A 20,852-nucleotide genomic window follows, 5' to 3' on the forward strand; every position below is an offset into this window, starting at 1 on the left:
GAATGGAACAAGGTTACTCAAAAATTTACTTGGCTTCGGGCTCTCCACGTCGGCAAGAATTGCTGACTCAGTTGGGAGTCTCGTTCATCCAGATCGAGAATGATTTTGATGAAACGCCATTAACAAAAGAGACGCCGTTACAATATGTTGAACGGGTGGCTTTAGGCAAAGCGCAATCAGCACGTGAGAGCATGACGGACACTCCTGATTTCCCCATCCTAAGTGCCGATACAACGGTGGTTCATGGTGGTGAACCTTTAGGCAAACCACGGGATATAGAACACGCTGCACAGCTATTATTACGATTGAGTGGTCAGAAGCATAAAGTGTTGTCGAGTGTTGTGTTGATGGTTGGTGAAGAGCCACTGCAAACGACGGTAGAAACCGAGGTTACGTTCGCGCCTTTGAAGCAGCAAACCATTGAAGCTTATTGCCAGACACAAGAACCGCTGGGGAAAGCAGGTGGCTATGCGATTCAGGGGCTTGGTGGTAGCCTGATTGAATCGATTTCTGGAAGTTACACAAATGTTGTGGGCTTGCCCGTTTATCAAACACGCCAGCTGTTAGAACAGGCAAAAGTTCAGTTTGCGTTAAGCAGACTGGGTTAATCTATTAGGGAGCGGCCGAACTATGCGTGATGAAATCTTAATTAATATTACCCCTCAGGAAACTCGAGCTTCGATTGTCGAGAACGGGGTATTGCAAGAGGTTCATATTGAGCGCACGGAGAATCGAGGCATCGTTGGAAACATCTATAAAGGTGTGGTTCGACGAGTCATGCCCGGGATGCAAGCCGCTTTTGTAGACATTGGTCATGAGAAAGCGGCCTTTCTTCATTTAGCCGATATCGTAACCGATAAAGCCGAAGGCAGTAAGCAGGCAGTGGAAGGCTCTAAACTTCTGGACAAGCAACAAGCCCAGGAAACTGATATCACCTCTGTACTCCATGAAGGGCAAAAAATTATTGTTCAGGTCATCAAAGATCCGATTAGCAGTAAAGGAGCGCGGTTAACGACGCATATCACGATTCCATCACGTTACTTAGTATTGATGCCAGATACTGAGCATGTCGGTGTCTCACAGAGAATTGATGACCACGACGAACGAGTACGGTTACGTGAACTGTTAGAAGATCATGAAGACCTCGATAACGGTTTTATCATCCGAACGGCAGCAGAAGGTGCCACCGAAAAAGAGCTGGTCAGAGATGCACTGTTTCTGGCCAAGTTGTGGCACGGCATTACGGAAAAATCGAAGCAAGTGAGTGCACCCGGTTTGGTGCATGAAGATCTTGGATTAGAACTGCGCATCATGAGGGATATTTTTGAGGATGATGTAGAGCGCGTAAGAATTGATAATGAAGTCACCTTAGAGCGTATTCTTGATTTTGTTAGAGAGTTTTTGCCTGAGATGGAAAGCCGAATTGAGCTTTACCAAAGCGAACGTCCAATCTTTGACTTGTACAACGTTGAAGAGGAAATCAAAAAGGCTTTAGAGCGTAAAGTTCAACTCAAGTCTGGCGGTTATTTAATTATTGATCAAACCGAAGCGATGACCACGGTTGACGTTAATACCGGCGCTTTTGTGGGGCACAAAAATCTTGAGGAAACGATTTTTAGGACGAACCTTGAGGCGGCAACGGCGTTGGCTCGTCAGCTAAGGCTGAGAAATTTGGGCGGTATTATTATTGTCGACTTTATCGACATGAAAGAGGAAGAGCACAAACGTCAAGTGCTTCGGACCTTAGAAAAAATTCTAGAAAAAGATCATGTTAAAACTCAAATTACAGAAGTGTCATCATTGGGTTTGGTCGAAATGACGCGCAAGCGTTCTAGGGAAAGCTTGGAGCGTTTATTATGTGAGCCGTGTCAGCAATGTAATGGTCGCGGCTACGTTAAAACAGCGGTCACCGTGTGTTATGAAATTTTTAGAGAATTAAGCCGAGCCGCTAGAACTTATGACGTACAAAAGTTTTTAGTCTTAGCTAGCCAGGAAGTGGTGGACTGTTTGTTAGATGAAGAGGCAAGCAGTTTAGGTGACTTGGAAGTTGATATTGATAAGCCGATCAAGCTGCAGGTTGAAAGTCTATATTCACCCGAGCAGTTTGATGTTGTTCTAATGTAAAACTGGTTTCTTAATGGCGAAATCTTTGACAAGACTTTTTAGACGATTCTTAACCTACATTCTGTGGTTAGTGTCCCTGCTTGTCATTGTATTTGTTCTCGTCGTTTCTGTTATTAAATTAAGCCTGCCCTATTGGACTGAAAACAAAGATCGAATGATCGCTTTGTTGGAAGATAAAGTTGGTGGTGATTTTAATTATTCGAGTCTTGAAGTTGATTGGTCTGAATTTAAACCGAGTATTTTTGTCAATGGTATAAGTTGGAGTAGTGAAAGCAAAGACCAGTCATATCGGGCGGGCAAGGCTCATGTGGTTCTTAACTTTTGGGAAAGTTTATTCAAAGGGTATTTGGTAACAGAAAGCGTAGACCTCAATTCGGTTAATGCAGAAATTATGCTGCCGCAATTGGCTGGTCAAGAAACCCCCTTATCCACTGACTTTGGAATTCTTCTTAAACGTTATCCTGAAATGATTGATCAGGAATCCATCAGTATTACTGACTTTAGTATTAACCTTCATAAAAAAGATGAAACTCGAAAAATCCAAATTAGTGACTTATCTTTTACTAAGCGAGGTAAGCAAAGACAGTTAATTGTAGAGTCGCAAAGCGCCTTTGCCTCTCAAGCTCGTCTAATTATAGAAAGTAAAGGCCAACCTTTTGTTGGAAACAGCCCGATCAAAATTTACGGTTTATTGCGAGATTTTGATGTGGTCGATAGCACCAGCTTTTTTGAATTACCACAGGGCATCCCCGTAGAATTAGCCGACAGTGAGTTTTGGGTAAGTTATCAAGGCGAAGATCCTGTTTCAGGAAGACTTATTTTTTCTGCAGACAGCAGCAGCTCAAAAGTCGCGGCGTTGAATTCTGAAATCAATTATCAGGTTGATGGGGCCTTATCCATTTTTTCCAGTGACCAGTTCCACGTTGTCGAACGAACCGAATCGGGTGAGTTACGAAGTTATGATAGTTTCTTCAAGCTTGTCCGCCATCAAAAAGAGAGCAATACGACAGACTGGATCCTTGAAGCTGAAAATACACCGATAGGATATTTTTCAGCATTAGTATCCCCATTTTTGCCTTCAGACTTGCGTAATACCTTGAATCAAGTTCAACCAACGGGTGAATTGGTTTCTTTAGATATGGAGGCGACTCAGTCTGAGCATGGCCTAGTTCCTAAGTTTGGTTCTGCAGAAATTATTAACGTTCAAACGCAGCAAAGCAGATTGTCGCCTAGGATGAGTTTAGATCGAATACTCATTAATAACGAAGGCGAAGGTTGGCGTCTAAAGGCTGACAGCAAGAATAGCGAGCTTCAATGGGACAAGGAGTTGAAAGGCATTATTCCCGTCAAACAACTGACGCTTGATGCTTGGGTGAGTTATATTGACACCCCCTATATTGATATTAATGGATTAACCTTTACCACTCCCGATCTCGATGTTGCTGTCAATGGTTCCGTCAGGATAATAGATGAGGACGCCGAGTTATCAATCTATGCAGAAGCCAAAAATATCAATATTGCTAAGCTAGAAGATTACTGGCCTAGAAGTCATATTGAAGACGATGTGTTGGATTTTTTAGATATGGCTTTAGTGGCGGGCCGTGTTGATTTTGCTAAGTTAACTTGGCGTGGCAACTTTGAACAGTTTCCCTATCAAAATAATACTGGTCAATTTGATATCAAAGCTCGTGTGGTTGATAGCCAGTTCCGCTTTGATGAAGCCTGGCCCATTGTCGATGGGTTATCGGCTTCTGTTCACTTTACCAATAATGAAGTGTTGATGACTGCCCATCAAGGCTCGATCATGGGGAATACTGTCGAGCAAGCGAAAGGTGTTATCGAATCACTCTTCACAGAAGGCTCAGTATTAACCTTAGACGTCAGCAATAGAGTGGCTTTTGATAGTTACAAGCAGTTGTTTTTAAACTCACCGCTAAAAGAGTGGTTGGGCGAAGAGCTGTTGGACTTAGAGTTTTCGGGAAGTCTTAAGAATCAGCTATCAGCGACAGTGCCTTTGAGTGAGAACAGTGATGACATTACTTTAAATGGTGAGATCGAATTTGCTGGAGAAAGTGTTGAATTAAAAAGTTATCAGTTGGCGCTTAATAATCTTAGAGGGATTTTAAATTACTCGGAGCGTGGTGCATCGGCTAAACAGCTTAACGCTAGCTTATGGCAGAGCCCTGTGACAATTGATATTGCTGTCGATGAATACACCAACAATGACGACTTAGTTAACATTGATGCGAACTCTAATTTTGATTTGGCTAAAGCCGTGGCTTCGCTCGACATACAGTTACCGATATACGTTGAGGGCAAGAGTCAGGCTAACCTACATTATCGACAAGATAGCGAAGGGTCTGAGTCATTAATTGTACGTAGTGATCTAGCCGGGACAGAAATCAAAGGACCTTCTTGGGTCAGCAAAGAAAAAGATGCGCAAAGCTCCTTCTTAGCGACACTCTATAGAAAGAAAAATAGAATTCATGCGAGAACCATCTATCGCGATACGGTTTCCTCGCAACTCGACTTTGGCGTTGATACACCGAACGACATCAATGGTGTTATTGCGCTTGGTGACTTAGCCACTCATTCAATAAAGGTACCTGCAAAAGGGGTGGCGATTGAAGGTTTCTTTGCAGAAATTCACAGTGCAGAGTGGCTCAACAGTCTACAAGTAAAAAAAGAGGGTGAGTTTTTCTGGCCTGAGTGGATTGACCATATCTCTATTCAAACCGCACTTTTTACTATTGGCGGTCAATCGTTACACGATGTTGTGTTCACAGATTCGTTGTTGGCGGATGAAAGCATCAGGTTCAACGTCAAGGCGCGTGAAGGCCTGGGTAACTTAACCTTGCACAACGATGGTCGCAAGCATGTCACCATTGAAAAACTCGAAATTGAATTGGATACGTTTTCCGAGCTTTCTGATACAGAAGTGAATATCAGTAAGTCAGCGCTGGATAATTGGCAGTTAGAGTGTTTAAGCTGCAAAATTAATGGTATTGATATAGGGCGGTTAACACTGTTATCCAAGTTAGAGAATGGTGCCGTTAAGCTTCAAGGTGATACCAAAATTGACGGCCAGTTGAGCGCTTACTTAGAGGGGCTTTGGGCTGGTGATAAAAGCTCGGTAGATTTGACTTTTGACACGCAAGACACCGGCAAATTATTAAAACGCTGGGGATATGGCGATGGTATTTCTCAAACCAAAGCCTCAGGGAGTGTCAAACTTAATTGGACCGGGGGCTTCCATGAGTTCAGCTTACCGCAATTAAACGGTCAGGTTAAATTAGAAACTGGTGAGGGTGCTGTTAAAGAGTTGAGCGACAGACAGGCCCGTGTTTTTAGTTTGTTTTCGCTACAAAGTGTCCGCAGACGTTTGTCATTAGATTTTAGTGACTTGTTTGAAGACGGCTTCTTCTATGACAAAATGAATGGTGAGTTTACGGTCAAAAATGGCGTTGTTCACAGCGACAATGTGTTTATTGACGGTACTGCAGCTGACGTCAGAGTGAAAGGCTCAATTGATCTGGTGAAGCAAACGGTAAACCAAAATGTTACGGTCGTGCCCAAGTTGGGTGCGAGTTTACCGGTCCTAGCAGGTTGGGCAGTAGAGCCAACGACTGGTTTGATTATGCTGCTCGTTAATAAAATCTTTGAACCCGTGATCGATGTTGTGGTGAGTATTGAGTATAAAGTCAGCGGCAACTTGGCTAATCCGAGCGTCGTAGAGGTTAGCAAAAAATCAAAAGAGGTTGCGGTGCCTGATACAGAGGATGAGACCGAAGAGGTTGAAAACACTGACAAGGTCGATAAGACTGATGAGGTAGATATGTCTGACAAGGTAAAGAGTGAAACCAATTCAATGCCGCCACAAGAGCAAGAGAACAAGCTTACGGAAGGTGATCAATAATGTCAGATAAACGAAGTATCACTATCGGATTGATTCAGATGTCTTCATCGAGCTGTGTCGAGGACAACTTAAAGCAAGCCGAGGCTCTGATTAAAGATTCTGTTGCAGATGGCGCAGAGATGGTCATACTGCCAGAAACTTTTGCGCTAATGGAAAAATATAATGGTCAAAAACTGGATTTTGTCGAGCAACACTTAGAAGGGCCAATCCAGCATTGGATGCAGCGAGTCGCGAAAGACAATAACGTGATGATTGTTGGTGGCACCATTGCTATTGCTTCTGGTCTTGAAAAGCGCCCCGTTGCACGTTGCTATGTCTATGATAAGCAGGGCGACTTGATCACCTTCTATGACAAAATACACATGTTTGATGTCGCTGTGAAAGAAGATGAAGTCTATTCCGAGTCCGATAATACCCTTGCGGGTGATGATATAAAAACCTTTGAATACAACGGTATTACTTTTGGTTTATCGGTTTGCTATGACTTGAGATTCCCGGAGCTTTACCGTGAATATCAGAAGCTTGGTGTCGATGTGATACTGGCGCCATCGGCGTTTACGTTAAAAACGGGTGAAGTCCATTGGCAGCTGTTGCTGCAGGCAAGGGCGGTGGAAAATCTTGCTTTTGTAGCCGCGTCTAACCAAACCGGCGAGCATGACAATAAACGAAAAACCTATGGTCATAGTATGTTTGTCGGACCGTGGGGAGACGTACTCGGAGCAATGGGGAGTGACGTTGGCTTCATTAATCGCCAACTTAATATCGCGCAAATTGAATCAATCCAAAAACGTTTTCCAGTGCATACGCACAGAAAATTATAAGGTAAAGCATGTCAGAAGTGATACAGAGCGTTGAGCAGCACCTATTTAACGATAGTGATCTGTCCGTAGATGCTATAAAAAAAGCCATAGAATCCATGAGTCGTTTCCAACAAGATTATGCGGATATTTTTCTGCAGGAAGTGGTTATGGAGTACTGGCAGCTGGAAGATGGATTGGTAAAAGATGCCAGTTTTAACTTAAATAAAGGTTTAGGCATTCGCAGTATCGACGGTGAAAAAACTGGTTTTGCTTACGCCAACCAATTTGAGCAAACTGCACTTAATAATGCGCTGACTGCTGCGACCAGCATCAGTCGAGCGGGCCAGTCAAAGACAGTTAGCTTTAATCAAGCCAGTGCACAGCACCGCCTGTACACCGACAATAAAACCTTAGGTGATATTGAGCAATCGCATAAGATTGCCCTGTTGCGTCAACTGGATGCACAGGCGAGACAGTTAGACGAAAAGGTTCAGCAGGTTATTGTCAGTCTGTCAGCCGCCGATGAACATATGTTAGTGGCGGCCATTGACGGTACTTTAGCGGCAGATATTCGTCCGATGATTCGACTGAATGTTACGGTGGTTGCTGAGCACGCCGGTCGTCGTGAACGGGGGAGTGCGGGTATGGGTGGCCGTTATGATTGGCATCATTTGATGTCCCTGGATCTCGAGCAGTTGGCTAAGAAAGCGGTACAGCAAGCGATCATCAATTTAGATGCTGTCGAAGCACCAGCAGGAACTATGCCTGTGGTTTTGGGCAATGGCTGGCCTGGAGTTTTGTTGCACGAAGCGGTTGGACATGGCCTAGAAGGCGATTTTAACCGTAAAGGTTCGTCAGCCTACGCAGGACGGATTGGTGAGAAGGTTGCTTCGGATTTATGTACTGTTGTGGATGATGGCACTCTGGAAGGGCATCGCGGTTCTTTAAATGTGGATGATGAAGGAACGCCAACCCAATCCAATGTGTTAATCGAGAACGGTATCCTTAAAGGGTATATGCAGGATAAACACAATGCTCGACTTATGGGTCAACAAGCAACCGGCAATGGTCGTCGCGAATCTTATGCTCATTTGCCGATGCCGCGCATGACCAATACCTTGATGTTAGGTGGCAGCTCCGATCCTGAAGAGATTATCCGCAGCGTGAAAAAAGGGATATACGCCCCTAACTTTGCTGGTGGTCAAGTGGACATCACGTCGGGCAATTTTGTGTTTAGCGCCAGTGAGGCCTATTTGATCGAGGATGGCAAATTGACTTCTCCGATCAAGGGGGCGACATTGGCGGGTAATGGCCCTGAAGTCTTAAAATATGTCAGCATGGTGGGCAATGATAGCCAACTCGATCCAGGAATCGGTGTTTGTGGTAAAGATGGGCAAAGCGTTCCTGTATGCGTAGGGCAGCCAACTTTAAAAGTTGATAAATTGACCGTTGGCGGAACGCAGGCAGGCTAACGTTGGTGGTTATGCCTACGGGCTTTGGAATTGAGCGTTATCTCTAAGGTAGCGATACAGCTCTCTTTGATATTTTGGTGGTTTGTCTTGTTGCTGTTCTTTAGTGGCGTTTCGAACCAGTTGACGCAGTTGTTGGCGATCCAGGTTCGGAGCTGCTTGTAGCAGTTCAAACGTGGCGTCATCACCCTCTTGTAGCAGTCGGTTGCGCCAGTGCTCACAGAGTTTCTCGCGTTGGACTTCAAGTGTGTGTTGTTGATTGTCTTGCAGTAATTGTTGCTCAATAGCTTCAACATCCTCATTTCGGAGGAGCTTGCCGATGTATTTGATGTGACGCTTGAGGCCAATGTGATGATTGATTTTTGAGACTTCGTTTAGCGCGTGTTTTAGCGTATCCGAAATAGGTAACGCCTGCCATTGGTGCTTTGGCAGTTTAGCGAGCTTATCGCCTAAAGCGGTAAGTTCTAACAACTCTTTTTTGATTTGTGATTTAGACTTATCGTGTTCAAAGTCATCATGCTCATCAAAGTTATCAATCATGGAGTCAGCTGGTTATTGGGTTCCGGTTTATGATAACGTTTTCCGATGATGAGTGGTAGCAAGCAAGTAAATAAATAATAAATGGGTCGGTGTTGGCCTAGTTTATTCAACTCAATATTAAGTGATTTAAAGTGGTGAATTGATTGACTCAAAGTGACAATAAACAGTTAACGTTAGCGCAAATTGCCGAGCAGCAAGAGCAAACTTCTGCAACCATGAAGCAGATCGCTGAGACAGTGATCGCTAAAGCCAAAAAAGCTGGCGCGGATGCTGCCGAGATCTGGAGTTATAACACTATCGGCAACAGTGTCGAAGTGCGTAATGGTGATCTGGAAACGTTAGAGTTTAACCAAGACAGCCACCTGGGCATTAATGTCTACTTTGAGCAGCGAAAAGGCACGGTTTCAGTCAATGACTTAACCGAAGCTGCAGCAATGCAAGGGTTAGAAGCCGCCTGTGATATCGCTAAGTTTACGGAACCTGACCCTCATGCTGGGTTGGTTGATAAATCTCGCATGGCAACTGAGTGTCGAGATCTGTCGCTAGATCATCCGGCTCAATTAACGATTGAGGATATGGTTGCTTCGGCTAAAGAAGCTGAGGCGACAGCGCTACAAAGCCAATACATTAAACAGTCAGAGGGAGCGAACTTCTACAGTCATCGCTCCGTATCCTGTTACGCCAATAGCCATGACTTTTGCGGTTTTAATCGAACCACTCGCTATAGTTTATCCAATGTTTTGATCGGTCAGACTGAAAAAGGCATGGTACGAGATGGTTATTATACCTTGGGTCGGGAGTTTTCAGATTTACTAGAGGCTAAGTCAGTTGGCGAGGAAGCTTCCCACAGAATTGAACGCAAGTTAAAGCAAGGAAGTTGTACCTCTGGCAAGTTTCCAGTGGTTTTCAGTCCTGAAGTCGCGCGAGGTCTATGGTCGCATTTGTTTGGAGCCTTGAAAGGTGGCGCGCTGTATCAGCGTTCGTCGTTTATGCTGGATAAGTTGGGGGACATTATTCTGCCTCAATCAATTTCCATCATTGAAGATCCATTTATCGCTAAGGGACTCGGTAGTTCGAATTACGATAGTGATGGTGTGGCTACCGCCAAGCGTACCATTGTCGATAAAGGCCAGCTGGATGGTTATTTCTTAAGTGGTTACTCGGCACGACGGCTAGGTATGGAGCCGACAGGTAACGCTGGCGGTATTCATAACATTTCGATTGATGGCGATAAGCAGCCGCTAGATGAAATACTCAAAGAGTTGGGCACGGGCTTATTGGTTACAGAGGTTATGGGGCAGGGCGTTAATATTGTTACCGGAAACTATTCGCGAGGTGCCAGCGGCTTTTGGTTTGAACATGGTCAAATAAAACACTATGTCCAAGAAATCACCATTGCCGGTAACCTTGAGCAGATGCTGCAGGATATTGTTGCTTTGGGGGATGATCTCGATAAGCGCTCTAGCATTTTAACCGGCTCGGTCGCGTTGAAAGCGATGACGGTAGCGGTTTAAGCTAGTTTAAGCGAAAAAGTAAGTCGCTAAACCGAGTAACGCAAAGAAGCCTGCGACATCAGTCACGGTGGTTAATACAACGCCACCGGCAATGGCTGGATCGATATTGAGCTTTTTCAAAATAAGCGGAATACTAGCGCCACTTAACACACCAGTCACTAAATTGATAAGCATGGCGCCACCTATGGTGATGGCTAGATGTAAGTGATTGACTCCTGACTCTTTGTAGTAGGAGAAAGCATAGACTAAAGAAGCGATGGTTATCGCCCAAAGGATGCCGTTGATAACACTAACGGCGAGCTCTTTTTTCAGTAAATAGGATTGGTTACCGTCACTAATGTGTCCAAGCGACATACCACGGATCACCAGTGTTAGCGTCTGAGTACCGGCAATACCGCCCATGCTTGGAACAATTGGTAGCAGTACGGCCAACAACGTAACTTTAGCAATAGTGCTCTCGAAAATGCCAATAACCAATGCTGCCAAAATAACGGTCAGTAAATTAATCCCCAACCAAATGGCACGCTTTCTGGCGGTAACCATCACCGGACCGAAGGTATCAGCCAACTCGTCCAAACCTGCCATCGACATCAATGAGTGATCCGCTTCTTCACGGATAACGTCTACCACGTCATCAATGGTAATACGGCCTAATAGTCGGCCTTCTTCGTCTAGCACCGGCGCAGAAACTAAGTCATGACGCTCGAAGATTTGAGCCACTTCAGTGTCTTTCATATCCGCTGGGATGGTAAACATCTCTTCATCAACAATTTGCGTAATGGAAGTGTCAGGATCACACGTTAAGATTGAACTAATAGGTACCGATCCGATCAAGACATCACGCGAGTTGACGACGTAAAGGTGGTCAGTATTGGGTGGCATGCTACCGCGAATACGCAAATAACGCAGTACCACTTCAACCGATACTCGTGGGCGAATCATGATGGTATCAATATTCATCAAGCCGCCAGCGGTATCTTCTGGATAGGTTAATGCGTGCTCAATCAAGGCACGATTCTGCTCATCTAAAAGACGCAAAACTTGATTACTGACGTTATTGGATAGATCACCTAGGATGTCTACCACGTCATCGGTATCAAGATCAGAAAGAGCATTAGCCAGCTCTTGTGGCTGCATGTTTTCGATGAAGTTTTGACGAATTTCATCGTTTAAGTGCTGTAGGACATCACCTTCGCGCTCTTTGTCGAGCAATTGCCATATGACGTTACGAACACGAGGGGGCGTCGATTCTAGAAGGTGGGCAATGTCCGCTGAGTGCAACTCTTCGAGCAGGTTGCGAACGGGAATAAGGTGGCCACTATCCAGTGCGGAGTTAAGTAGCTGTAGCTGCTCTTGACGAGTCTGATTGTTTTGATTCTCAGCCATAGCTCTTCTCCGTTAGTATTTGATTTTATTGCTTATTCTAACGTAGCTAGAGGGCCTTATCCAGCGAGATTTGGTTACCTCGCTGATTCTTTATCAAGATTTACATTTTGTTGAGTCGACTGTGCTCTACCGAGATGTTGGGGTAGTGCTGCTTTAAGTATTGTCCCAAAGTTTCGACCATGTAGACTGAACGGTGCCGGCCACCGGTACAACCAATCGCACAAGTAAAATAACTGCGATCTTGCTTACTGAATTCTGGAATCCAGGTGGTGAGGAAGACTTTCAACTGCCATGTATACTCCATGACCATTGAGCTTGAGGATAAATAATCGATAATCTCTTGGTCTTTTCCCGTAAACTCGCGAAGCTCTTCAACCCAGTAGGGGTTGGGCAGACAGCGTACGTCAAACACAAAGTCAGCGTCTTTAGGCGCACCATGTTTGAAGCCGAAAGATACCAGTCGAATATCCATTTGTGGCGCTTTGTTGGCACTGACACGCTCTCTGACACGCTCGCGTAACTCATGTGGCGTAAGCTCTGAGGTGTTCACGACTAAGTCAGCCAGTGCTCTGACTGGTGCTAATAGCTTGTTTTCTTCCTTAATGGCATCTCGAAGCGAGTAGCCCTCTTTGGTTAAAGGGTGTCGGCGACGAGTTTCACTGAACCGTTTCAGTAAAATATTTTCATCAGCATCAATGAAGAGAATACGGGCATGGGGCGCGGCAGCTTTAATTTTTTCCATTTCGTCAGAAAACGTTTCCAAGTCGGAAGGGTTCCTGGCATCGACGCTGATGGCGATAAGCTCATTTTTTAAGATGTGATCGTTGATCACGTTAAGGGTTAAAATGAGTGGCAAGTTATCAATGCAATAGTAGCCGGCGTCTTCAAGCGCTTTCAGTACCACTGACTTTCCTGATCCTGAACGTCCGCTAACAATAACAAGTTTCACGAAGCTTCATCCTTAGTGCTGTATTCTTTGATGGCGTGCTCAATAATATCAAATAATGCCTCATCGTTGTGGGCATTTCTTATCTGAGCACATAACGTTTTGTTATCAAAAATGGCTTTTACGAGTTCAATTCCTTGAAGATCCCTAAAGTCGAGGTCATGAGGAATCAGTAACGCAAAAATGATATCCACATTTTCTTTATCAGAAGCGAAGAAATCAACGCCCTTTTCTAAAGTAGTTAAGATGGCAACAGGCTTTTCGCAGTTTTTTAAGCGCCCATGAGGTAAGGCGATACCATGCCCAATCGCCGTACTGCCCAGCTGTTCTCTTTCAGTGAACGCCTGAAGGATTTCAAAAGAGACCAGCTTAAGGTTGTCTTTACTGAATTGGTTGGCTATCGCTTGTAAGGCTTTTTTTCGACTGGTGGCTTGTAGACCTAACTTACAACGCTCTGGCGCAATGGTATCTAATATGTGCATTGATTGGGTCTTTGATTCACTCATAAAGCATCTCTGCTGGGCGGAAAAAAAGCCCCAGCCCATTTGGGGGAGTAGGGGTGAGGCTTAGCTAAGGTCATTCTTCGTTGTAAGCTATTGATTTAGAATGACTCAATAGTACCATCTTACGCCTCTGTTGACGATATTTTAGGCGCAACAGAGGCGAGCCTGAATCGGCTATAGGGATTAGTGTCGAGTGATCTTTTCCTTATGCTTGATAACTTGTCGGTCTAACTTATCAATCAATAAATCAATAGCAGCATACATATCTTCGGATTCACTATTGGCGAAAATCTCTGCGCCATTGACATGGACGGTAGCCTCAGCAATTTGACGAATTTTCTCGACGCTTAAAATAACGTAAACATTATTGATGTGGTCAAAGTGTCTCTCCAGTTTTGAGAATTTCTCGTCAACAAATTGTTTTAATGGTTCTGTTATATCTAAATGACGCCCTGTTAGATTGATTTGCATAATATACTTTCCTTCTATCATTGATTTAATGGAATAGTGGTAGTCGTTCTAATCGATGACTACTTGGTCTAGGGTGGGAAGGTTCCACGCATAGACGGTAAGGTTGATGTTGTATTGCAATAGGTTTGATGTTGAGACTTATTGATAGTTCACCTCCTGAGTTATGTTGGAGACAACTTGTTAGAAAATCTTTTAGGGTAAACGTAAGACGTTTGAAGGGAGATGTCATTGGCTTAAACCATGTCTTTGGTTTTGATAGGAACCAAATATGAAGGGGAGTGAGTTGTAGGCGTTTAGTCGTTACCACGTAAGCCAATCGTTTCCTTTTTATTACCCTTTAATTACAAGTTACCTTGAGATGAGTGATCTTGCAAGGCTTATTATAAATCTGGGGATTGGCTTAACATTTTCAATGATTACGGTTGTTTTTTGAGCAAAAAATTATAGATTTCTGGAGTGAAGCTTTTAATAAGCTAGCGCTACATTTTAAAGTGTTCACCGAGGTATCGCTGCCTAACTACAGGATTTTCAAGGATGGTGTCCGTATCACCATCAGCGATAATGCTACCACTATCAACAATATAAGCTCGCTCACACACATCCAGAGTCTCACGAACATTGTGGTCAGTGATTAAAACCCCTAAACCGCGTTCTTTAAGCTGCATAATGATGCTTTTAATTTCGATTACCGAGATAGGATCAACGCCTGCAAAAGGTTCGTCCAATAAAATAAACTTGGGGTCGTTGGCAAGGGCTCGGGCAATCTCTACGCGGCGACGTTCACCGCCGGATAAGCTCATGCCCATACTCAGGCGAATGTGCTCAATATGAAACTCGGCCAACAGCTCATCAAGTTTGTCTTCACGCTGCTGCTCATCCAAATCTTTGCGCAACTGCAAGATTGACATGATGTTGTCTTGCACCGAGAGCTTTCTAAAAATTGAGGCTTCTTGAGGTAGGTAGCCAATGCCTTTTTGAGCGCGCGAGTGCATCGCAGCGCCAGTGATATCTTCGCCCGCTAAAAAGATTTGGCCGGCATCAGATGGAACTAGGCCGACGATCATATAAAAGGAGGTTGTTTTACCTGCGCCGTTAGGGCCTAAAAGGCCGACGATGGAGCCTTGCTCAACATCGAGAGAAACGCTTTCGACGACTTTACGTGCCTTGTAACTTTTCGCCAAGTTCTTTGCTTGAAGGGAGCTCATGTTACTGTTCACCTTCTCCAGTTTCAGGGCTTTCATCGGCGCGTTGGTCAGAGTTTTCTACAGACGCTTCTGACGTGCTTTGAGAGGTTTGCTCAAGCGCTTTTTCGGTTTCTGTTTTCTCAGTGTTAGGCTCTTCCTGCCAGTAGAATTCGGTGACCACTTGCTGGTTACTGTTGTCGCTTTGTCCCGCTGAAATGCGCTTTGTCTGCCCATCGTAGGTCAAAAGAGCTGCTGAGGTATTGGAGGAACCTTGGCTTAGCTTAACGGAGCCCACAAGCTGGGTTTGTCTATCCTTGCCGTTCGAACGAAGCGTATCTGCGACGGCAGTGATTTCAGCTTGATTTGGTTGCTTTAAAATAAATGTAGTTGGGTTGCCAGTTAGTACGAAGCTGAAGCCATTGGTGATACGTTGGTTGGCACGCAGTTTATTGCCTAGCAGCGTCAGTTGATCTTGCTCAGAAGTTTGGATGATTTGGATATCACCATCGGCTGCCAGCTCACCAGTTTGTTGTTCGTAGCTGATGCTGGGGGCTTCTATATCAGTAGTTTCACCCAGTTCATCGATATAATGAATTTTCACTGGCGAACCTTCTGCTGTGATGGTGCCTGCATCCTCGCCTTGCTTAATGAGCTTTTGTGCATGAATCGTCATTTGGCCGTGCTGATACACAACATTGTTTTCATACACGACGGTAGGCGTTCCTTTTGATGCATCGAGATAAGAGTTGTCAGCTTTTAAACGCGACTTTTCAAATTGTGCGGCATAAAGCGGCTGGCTCAAAAGAGCACTGCTGCATAAAAGGATGATTGAATAAATCAATGTTTTCATAGTTCTTCTGAAACGACCTGAGATTTAAATTCTATAGTATTGGATTTTAAGTCAGCGCTCATGCCTTTGGCAGTCTGCTTGAAAATCGTGTTGGTTAACTCTACTTCTGCGTCCGTAAATGCGGTTTGGGTGGCAAAGTCCACCGTGAGTACTGGCATGGATAGGGTCATTGGCGGACGTTCATCGCTGGAGTTCATCTTGATGGTAACATCGCCATCAAGATCCAGTTGCTCACTCAGCTCATTACTGACGGCGAAATCCGCTGAGACTTGCCAGTTTTGCTCTGGAGTCATCATCTTGAAAACAGGTTTTTCAAGGCGAGTCTGCATGATGTCCTTAAAATGCGAGGTTTTCTCGCTGGTAAATTTCCGGACGCGCTGACCGTCAGTATTAAACTCTAAAGTCGAAGTCTCAACCAGGTAATAGTCAGGGTTATTGTCGGCTTCAACAAAGCTTGGTTTTTCTTGGACTGAACTGTCCCATAGAAAGGCCACTACAAAAGTAGCTGGAACCAGTAACCATAATATCTGGCGACCTTTCAAAAATGTCATTAACAGTACTCCTGATGAAGCTTTTCTAACACGCCTTTGCTTTCTAAAATCAGATCAGTAATTTCGCGAACGGCACCAAAACCACCGTTGCTCTGAGTGACCCAGTCTGCTTTTTGACGGACGAACCAGTGTCCATCTGCTACTGTAACACCAAGGCCTGAACGGCGCATTAACGGCAAGTCCGGTAAGTCATCACCAACGTGGCATATTTGGCTCGGCTCTAACGACAATCGTTCGCAAAGCTCTTCATAAGCTGCAACTTTGTCGCTTTGGCCTTGATAGCAATGTTTGATCGACAGTTCTCGGCAACGTTTTTCAACGATTTCAGAGCGCCTACCAGTAATAATCGCGACCTCAACCCTATGTTTCATCAAGCTTTTTAGACCGAGACCATCTTTAATGTTGAAGGTCTTTAACTCTTCACCTTGGTTGCCAATGATCACTTGGCCATTACTTAAGACGCCATCGACATCACAAATTAAAAGTTTGATATCTTTTGCTTTACGCAGTAAGTCTTGTTTATAGCTTGGTTTGCTCATTTAGACCACTCCCGCTTTTAATAAGTCATGCATGTGCACCGCGCCAACCGGTTTGTTCTGGGTGTTCACAACGATTAAACAGGTGATGCTGTTACGCTCCATAAGCCCTACCGCATCGACGGCTAAAGCATCGGAGGTGATGGTCTTACCGCCTGTGGTCATCACTTCTTTAATAGGCGTATCAACATTGATGCCTTTTTCAAAAGCGCGTCGAAGGTCACCATCGGTAAAAATACCTAAGAGGTGCTTGTGCTCATCAAGGACAGCGGTCATACCCAAACGTTTATCAGTGATTTCCAATAAAGCATCCTTGACCGACGTGTTAGGAGATACGGCAGGAAAATTTTCAGCGGTATGCATTAAGTCACCGACATGAAGCAATAGGCGCTTACCTAAGCTACCGCCTGGGTGTGATAAAGCGAAATCATCGGGCGTAAACCCTTTGGCTTCAAGCAGACTGACAGCGATAGCATCGCCTAATGCTAAAACGGCTGTGGTTGATGCCGTCGGCGCGAGGTTGTGTGGACAAGCTTCTTGTTCAACCTTGACGGTTAAGTGGATTTCGCTGGCTTTGGCAAGACTCGAGTCAGGGTTGCTGGTAATACTAATCAGCGGAATATCACGGCGTTTGATAACAGGGATTAGGGAGGTGACTTCGTGTGTTTCGCCAGAGTTGGAAAGAGCGATGACCACGTCTCGCTCTTCAATCATGCCCAAATCGCCATGGCTGGCTTCAGCCGGATGGACAAAAAATGCTGGGGTGCCGGTACTGGCGAGAGTTGCCGCCATTTTGCCGCCAATATGTCCTGACTTACCCATGCCGATGACAACCACTTTTCCGCGACATTCAAGCAATCGATGACATGCCGCAACAAAGTTATCATTAAGTTGTGTTTTCAGCTGCTCTACGGCTTGGCTTTCAATACTAATCACGCGATCAGCACTTTTCAATAACTGCTCTTTGGTGGCCTTTTGAGTCAAACTAAGCTCCCTAACTATTTGGCTTTAAAGGGTTTTTATGCAATTAAAGCACAAAGAACCGAACTATATAATACCCTAGGAAGACCGCAACTAAAATAGTGCCCTCAATGCGGTTGATTCTGCCTGGACCGCGGAAACCATAGGCCATAATTGCCATAGCGATAATTAACCCTAGCATTAACGGGTAGTCGATATGCAGTATGTTCTTTTCGATGACGGGCGCTGCAATCGCGGCAGGAATGCCAAGTACACCTAATAAGTTAAAGATATTTGAGCCAATGACGTTACCAATAGCAATTTCGTGCTCGTTCTTTAACACACTGGCGACGGATGCGCCAAGCTCTGGAAGACTCGTCCCTAAAGCGACGATGGTTAAGCCGATCACGGTTTCTGAGACGCCAAAAGTTGAAGCAATACCGCTGGCGCCTTCAATCAATAATTTTGAGCTACCTACCAGCAAGACCAAGCCTAGTATGACCCAGAAGGTCGCTTTGCCTGTCGGCATCCCTTCGGGGAGTTCATCGATCATTTCATCGACCATCGGGTCATGTTCTTTTCTGGATTGTATGCCGACTCGAACCAACCAGAAGAAATAGAACACTAAACCGGTCAGTAAAATAAAACCTTCGGTATGGCTTAGACGGTAATCCCAGAAGAACACGAACGCCGCTGCCGAGCTCAGAAAAAGAATCGGGATTTCACGTTTTAGGAGTCCCGAATGGATCATGAGCGGGCGTACCAAGGCGGTGATACCGAGCACTAAAGCAATGTTGGTAATGTTTGAGCCGAGGGCATTACCTATGGCAACTTCTGGGCCACAGTCAGGCTTATCCGGAGCACATGTTTTTAAAGAGTCCAAGATGGAAACGAAAATCTCAGGAGCGGAAGAGCCGATGGCAACAATGGTTAAGCCGACGATTAAACGCGACACACCCAAGTTGCGCGCTATGGCTGCTGCGCCGTCGGTGAAGCGATCTGCGCTCCACACCAAGAGAGTAATACCGATAACGATAAACGCTATATTTTCTATCATGAGGACCTTAATGAATTCTTTAGATGACCATTATAGGGTGAGCAAGTCGTAAGTTTACAGTTGCAAAATGTAACCAAGCTTTGCTTTCAACCGCTTAGAATCCCTAATTTAGCGGGCTATTGTACTAGGTCGCCGGAAGCTTGTCATTACAAGTGAGGTGCAGGAAGGCGGCGCGGGCGTCAAGCAAGCTCTGAGTGGTTTTATTGAGAGCTTGCAGCTGCTTGCCACTGGGTTTTCCGATCCTTTGTTTTGCGTGTTAAAGCATCATGCCAAATCGGGTTTATGGTAAAGATAAACCGCTAATAGTGTTTATTATCTCAAATTGAGGTAAAATCGCGCCACTTTACAGTCATATTTGATAGCTCCAAGGCCGCTTTCGGGCTTTAATTCGTCAACATCTGGCGTCATACTGTGGGCTAATCAGTCATTTATCAGCAAACAAAGAATTTCCTAATGATAGAAGAGATTAAAAAATTAATTGAGCAAGACATTAAGACTACTGAATTACGTGTCGACGGCGACGGTAGCCATTACCAAGTGATCGTTGTGAGTGAGGAGTTCGATGGCTTGCGTGCAGTCAAGAAGCAACAGATGGTATACGCAGCGGTGAATGAACATATCGCCAGTGGTGAGATCCATGCCCTAACCATTAAAGCTTACACTCCTGCTGAGTGGGAAAAAGCGAAATTATTCGTGTAAAGCGGTTTTTTATTTGCAAACGTACTAAGGCTTACTGATGGATAAATTATTAATCAAAGACGCTGGTCCATTGGACGGTTCAGTAAAAATATCTGGCGCAAAAAATGCCGCGCTACCGATCTTAATGGGCAGCTTATTGGTTGATGGTGTGACCTCCATCGGTAATTTGCCTCACCTAAACGACGTGACCACGACGCTTGAGTTGTTGGGCCGTTTGGGTGCGCAACTGACCATTGACGATAAGTTTAATGTGGAGATCGATGCCTCAGATATTCACAGCCACGAAGCACCCTATGACTTAGTGAAAACCATGCGTGCATCGATTCTGGTTCTAGGGCCGCTCGTAGCGCGTTATGGTCAGGCTGAAGTGTCGTTACCGGGCGGTTGTGCGATTGGTGCACGCCCAGTTAACTTACACATTGATGGCATGCGTGAAATGGGCGCGGACATCGAAGTGGAAGGTGGTTACGTCAAAGCGAAAGTTAATGGACGTTTAAAAGGCGCTAAAATCGTGATGGACACAGTCAGTGTCGGCGCGACTGAAAACTTGATCATGGCGGCAACCCTAGCAGATGGCACGACCGTTATTGAAAACGCCGCGCGCGAGCCTGAAGTGGTTGATTTAGTCAACTTCCTCAACAAAATGGGCGCTAAAATTAAGGGCGAAGGCACTTCAGTGATTACGGTTGAGGGTGTTGAGCGTCTACATGGTGGCGAACACAACGTTCAACCCGACCGAATAGAGACGGGGACCTATCTTGTGGCTGCGGCAATTACTCGCGGACGGATTATGTGTAAAAACACAGACCCTGTGTTGTTGGACGCGGTATTGAAGAAGCTAGAGGAAAGTGGCGCAGAAATTAATACGGGTGATGATTGGATTGAGTTGGATATGAAGGGCAAGCGCCCTAAAGCTGTGAACATTAAAACAGCCCCTTATCCTGCTTTCCCAACTGACATGCAGGCACAGTTTTGTGCGCTGAATGCGGTCGCTGATGGTACTGGTACTATCACCGAAACTATCTTTGAAAACCGTTTTATGCACGTTCTAGAAATGCAGCGCATGGGCGCGGACATTGCCATCGAAGGCAATACCGCAATTTGCCGTGGCGTGGAAAAACTGTCAGGTGCTCAGGTTATGGCAACGGATCTTCGTGCCTCAGCGAGCCTTGTTTTATCGGGGCTGGTTGCGGATGGTGAAACTTTGGTTGATCGTATTTACCACATCGATCGTGGTTACGAAACGATTGAAGAGAAGCTGCAAAATATTGGCGCTTCGATTAAACGTGTCGGATAAATCATCGGTTATTTGAAAATCAAAAAGGCGCCAGTTGGCGCCTTTTTTG

The 20,852-nt window shown here is 45.1% G+C and carries 19 protein-coding genes; 8 read left to right on the plus strand and 11 right to left on the minus strand.

Features of this window, described 5'->3' with window-relative positions:
- Window positions 1-2 precede the first annotated feature (2 nt).
- From ABD943_RS09000 to tldD, 5 genes are read left to right on the plus strand one after another with little or no spacing between them, the layout of a single operon-like run.
- Complete coding sequence (locus tag ABD943_RS09000) at window positions 3-608, plus strand: Maf family protein (protein ID WP_345292857.1); 606 nt, start codon at window positions 3-5, stop codon at window positions 606-608.
- A 22-nt stretch (window positions 609-630) separates the two neighbouring features.
- Window positions 631-2,124 (plus strand): ribonuclease G, encoded by a 1,494-nt coding sequence (gene rng / locus ABD943_RS09005; RefSeq protein ID WP_345292858.1) that lies wholly within the window; start codon window positions 631-633, stop codon window positions 2,122-2,124.
- A gap of 13 nt (window positions 2,125-2,137) precedes the next feature.
- Window positions 2,138-6,040 (plus strand): YhdP family protein, encoded by a 3,903-nt coding sequence (locus ABD943_RS09010; RefSeq protein WP_345292859.1) that lies wholly within the window; start codon window positions 2,138-2,140, stop codon window positions 6,038-6,040.
- Window positions 6,040-6,861 carry a carbon-nitrogen hydrolase family protein gene (locus tag ABD943_RS09015; RefSeq protein WP_345292860.1) on the plus strand — a complete coding sequence of 274 codons (822 nt, stop codon included), beginning with the start codon at window positions 6,040-6,042 and terminating at the stop codon, window positions 6,859-6,861. The genes ABD943_RS09010 and ABD943_RS09015 overlap by 1 nt, the downstream gene beginning before the upstream one ends.
- 8 nt (window positions 6,862-6,869) lie before the next feature.
- Window positions 6,870-8,312: a metalloprotease TldD gene (gene tldD, locus ABD943_RS09020; RefSeq protein WP_345292861.1), complete on the plus strand. Its 1,443-nt coding sequence runs from the start codon at window positions 6,870-6,872 to the stop codon at window positions 8,310-8,312.
- Between the two features lie 15 nt (window positions 8,313-8,327).
- On the opposite strand, the gene yjgA is transcribed toward tldD, so the two are convergent.
- Complete coding sequence (gene yjgA, locus ABD943_RS09025) at window positions 8,328-8,849, minus strand: ribosome biogenesis factor YjgA (protein ID WP_345292862.1); 522 nt, start codon at window positions 8,847-8,849, stop codon at window positions 8,328-8,330.
- Window positions 8,850-8,992: 143 nt separating this feature from the next.
- Here yjgA and pmbA point away from each other — a divergent pair, with 143 nt between their 5' ends.
- The gene (gene pmbA, locus ABD943_RS09030; protein ID WP_345292863.1) at window positions 8,993-10,363 is read left to right on the plus strand and encodes a metalloprotease PmbA; all 1,371 of its coding nucleotides are present in this window, start codon (window positions 8,993-8,995) and stop codon (window positions 10,361-10,363) included.
- Window positions 10,364-10,369: 6 nt separating this feature from the next.
- On the opposite strand, the gene mgtE is transcribed toward pmbA, so the two are convergent.
- From mgtE to ABD943_RS09080, 10 genes are all read right to left on the minus strand, one after another.
- The gene (gene mgtE, locus ABD943_RS09035; RefSeq protein WP_345292864.1) at window positions 10,370-11,749 is read right to left on the minus strand and encodes a magnesium transporter; all 1,380 of its coding nucleotides are present in this window, start codon (window positions 11,747-11,749) and stop codon (window positions 10,370-10,372) included.
- A 100-nt stretch (window positions 11,750-11,849) separates the two neighbouring features.
- On the minus strand, window positions 11,850-12,698 hold the full coding sequence (rapZ, locus tag ABD943_RS09040) for an RNase adapter RapZ (protein ID WP_345292865.1): 849 nt from the start codon (window positions 12,696-12,698) through the stop codon (window positions 11,850-11,852).
- A complete protein-coding gene (locus tag ABD943_RS09045) occupies window positions 12,695-13,201 on the minus strand; it encodes a PTS sugar transporter subunit IIA (protein WP_345292866.1) in 507 nt (168 codons plus the stop codon). Before ABD943_RS09045 ends, rapZ begins: the two co-directional genes overlap by 4 nt.
- Before the next feature lie 180 nt (window positions 13,202-13,381).
- Window positions 13,382-13,669 carry a ribosome hibernation promoting factor gene (gene hpf / locus ABD943_RS09050; RefSeq protein ID WP_345292867.1) on the minus strand — a complete coding sequence of 96 codons (288 nt, stop codon included), beginning with the start codon at window positions 13,667-13,669 and terminating at the stop codon, window positions 13,382-13,384.
- Between the two features lie 479 nt (window positions 13,670-14,148).
- Window positions 14,149-14,874, minus strand: coding sequence for an LPS export ABC transporter ATP-binding protein (lptB, locus tag ABD943_RS09055; protein ID WP_345292868.1), 726 nt, complete (start codon window positions 14,872-14,874; stop codon window positions 14,149-14,151).
- Window position 14,875: 1 nt separating this feature from the next.
- A complete protein-coding gene (locus ABD943_RS09060; protein ID WP_345292869.1) occupies window positions 14,876-15,703 on the minus strand; it encodes an LptA/OstA family protein in 828 nt (275 codons plus the stop codon).
- Window positions 15,700-16,254, minus strand: a complete 555-nt coding sequence (gene lptC, locus ABD943_RS09065) for an LPS export ABC transporter periplasmic protein LptC (protein ID WP_345292870.1) — start codon at window positions 16,252-16,254, stop codon at window positions 15,700-15,702. The genes ABD943_RS09060 and lptC overlap by 4 nt, the downstream gene beginning before the upstream one ends.
- A complete protein-coding gene (gene kdsC / locus ABD943_RS09070; RefSeq protein ID WP_345292871.1) occupies window positions 16,254-16,793 on the minus strand; it encodes a 3-deoxy-manno-octulosonate-8-phosphatase KdsC in 540 nt (179 codons plus the stop codon). Before kdsC ends, lptC begins: the two co-directional genes overlap by 1 nt.
- Window positions 16,794-17,774 (minus strand): KpsF/GutQ family sugar-phosphate isomerase, encoded by a 981-nt coding sequence (locus tag ABD943_RS09075; protein WP_345292872.1) that lies wholly within the window; start codon window positions 17,772-17,774, stop codon window positions 16,794-16,796.
- A 43-nt stretch (window positions 17,775-17,817) separates the two neighbouring features.
- Window positions 17,818-18,807, minus strand: coding sequence for a calcium/sodium antiporter (locus tag ABD943_RS09080; RefSeq protein WP_345292873.1), 990 nt, complete (start codon window positions 18,805-18,807; stop codon window positions 17,818-17,820).
- Between the two features lie 453 nt (window positions 18,808-19,260).
- Between ABD943_RS09080 and ABD943_RS09085 the strand changes: the two genes are divergently transcribed.
- Both ABD943_RS09085 and murA read left to right on the plus strand, forming a co-directional pair.
- Window positions 19,261-19,506 carry a BolA family protein gene (locus ABD943_RS09085; protein ID WP_345292874.1) on the plus strand — a complete coding sequence of 82 codons (246 nt, stop codon included), beginning with the start codon at window positions 19,261-19,263 and terminating at the stop codon, window positions 19,504-19,506.
- Window positions 19,507-19,543: 37 nt separating this feature from the next.
- A complete protein-coding gene (gene murA, locus ABD943_RS09090; RefSeq protein WP_345292875.1) occupies window positions 19,544-20,803 on the plus strand; it encodes a UDP-N-acetylglucosamine 1-carboxyvinyltransferase in 1,260 nt (419 codons plus the stop codon).
- Window positions 20,804-20,852: the final 49 nt, after the last annotated feature.

The organism is Kangiella marina (genome assembly GCF_039541235.1).
Lineage (GTDB): Bacteria > Pseudomonadota > Gammaproteobacteria > Enterobacterales > Kangiellaceae > Kangiella > Kangiella marina.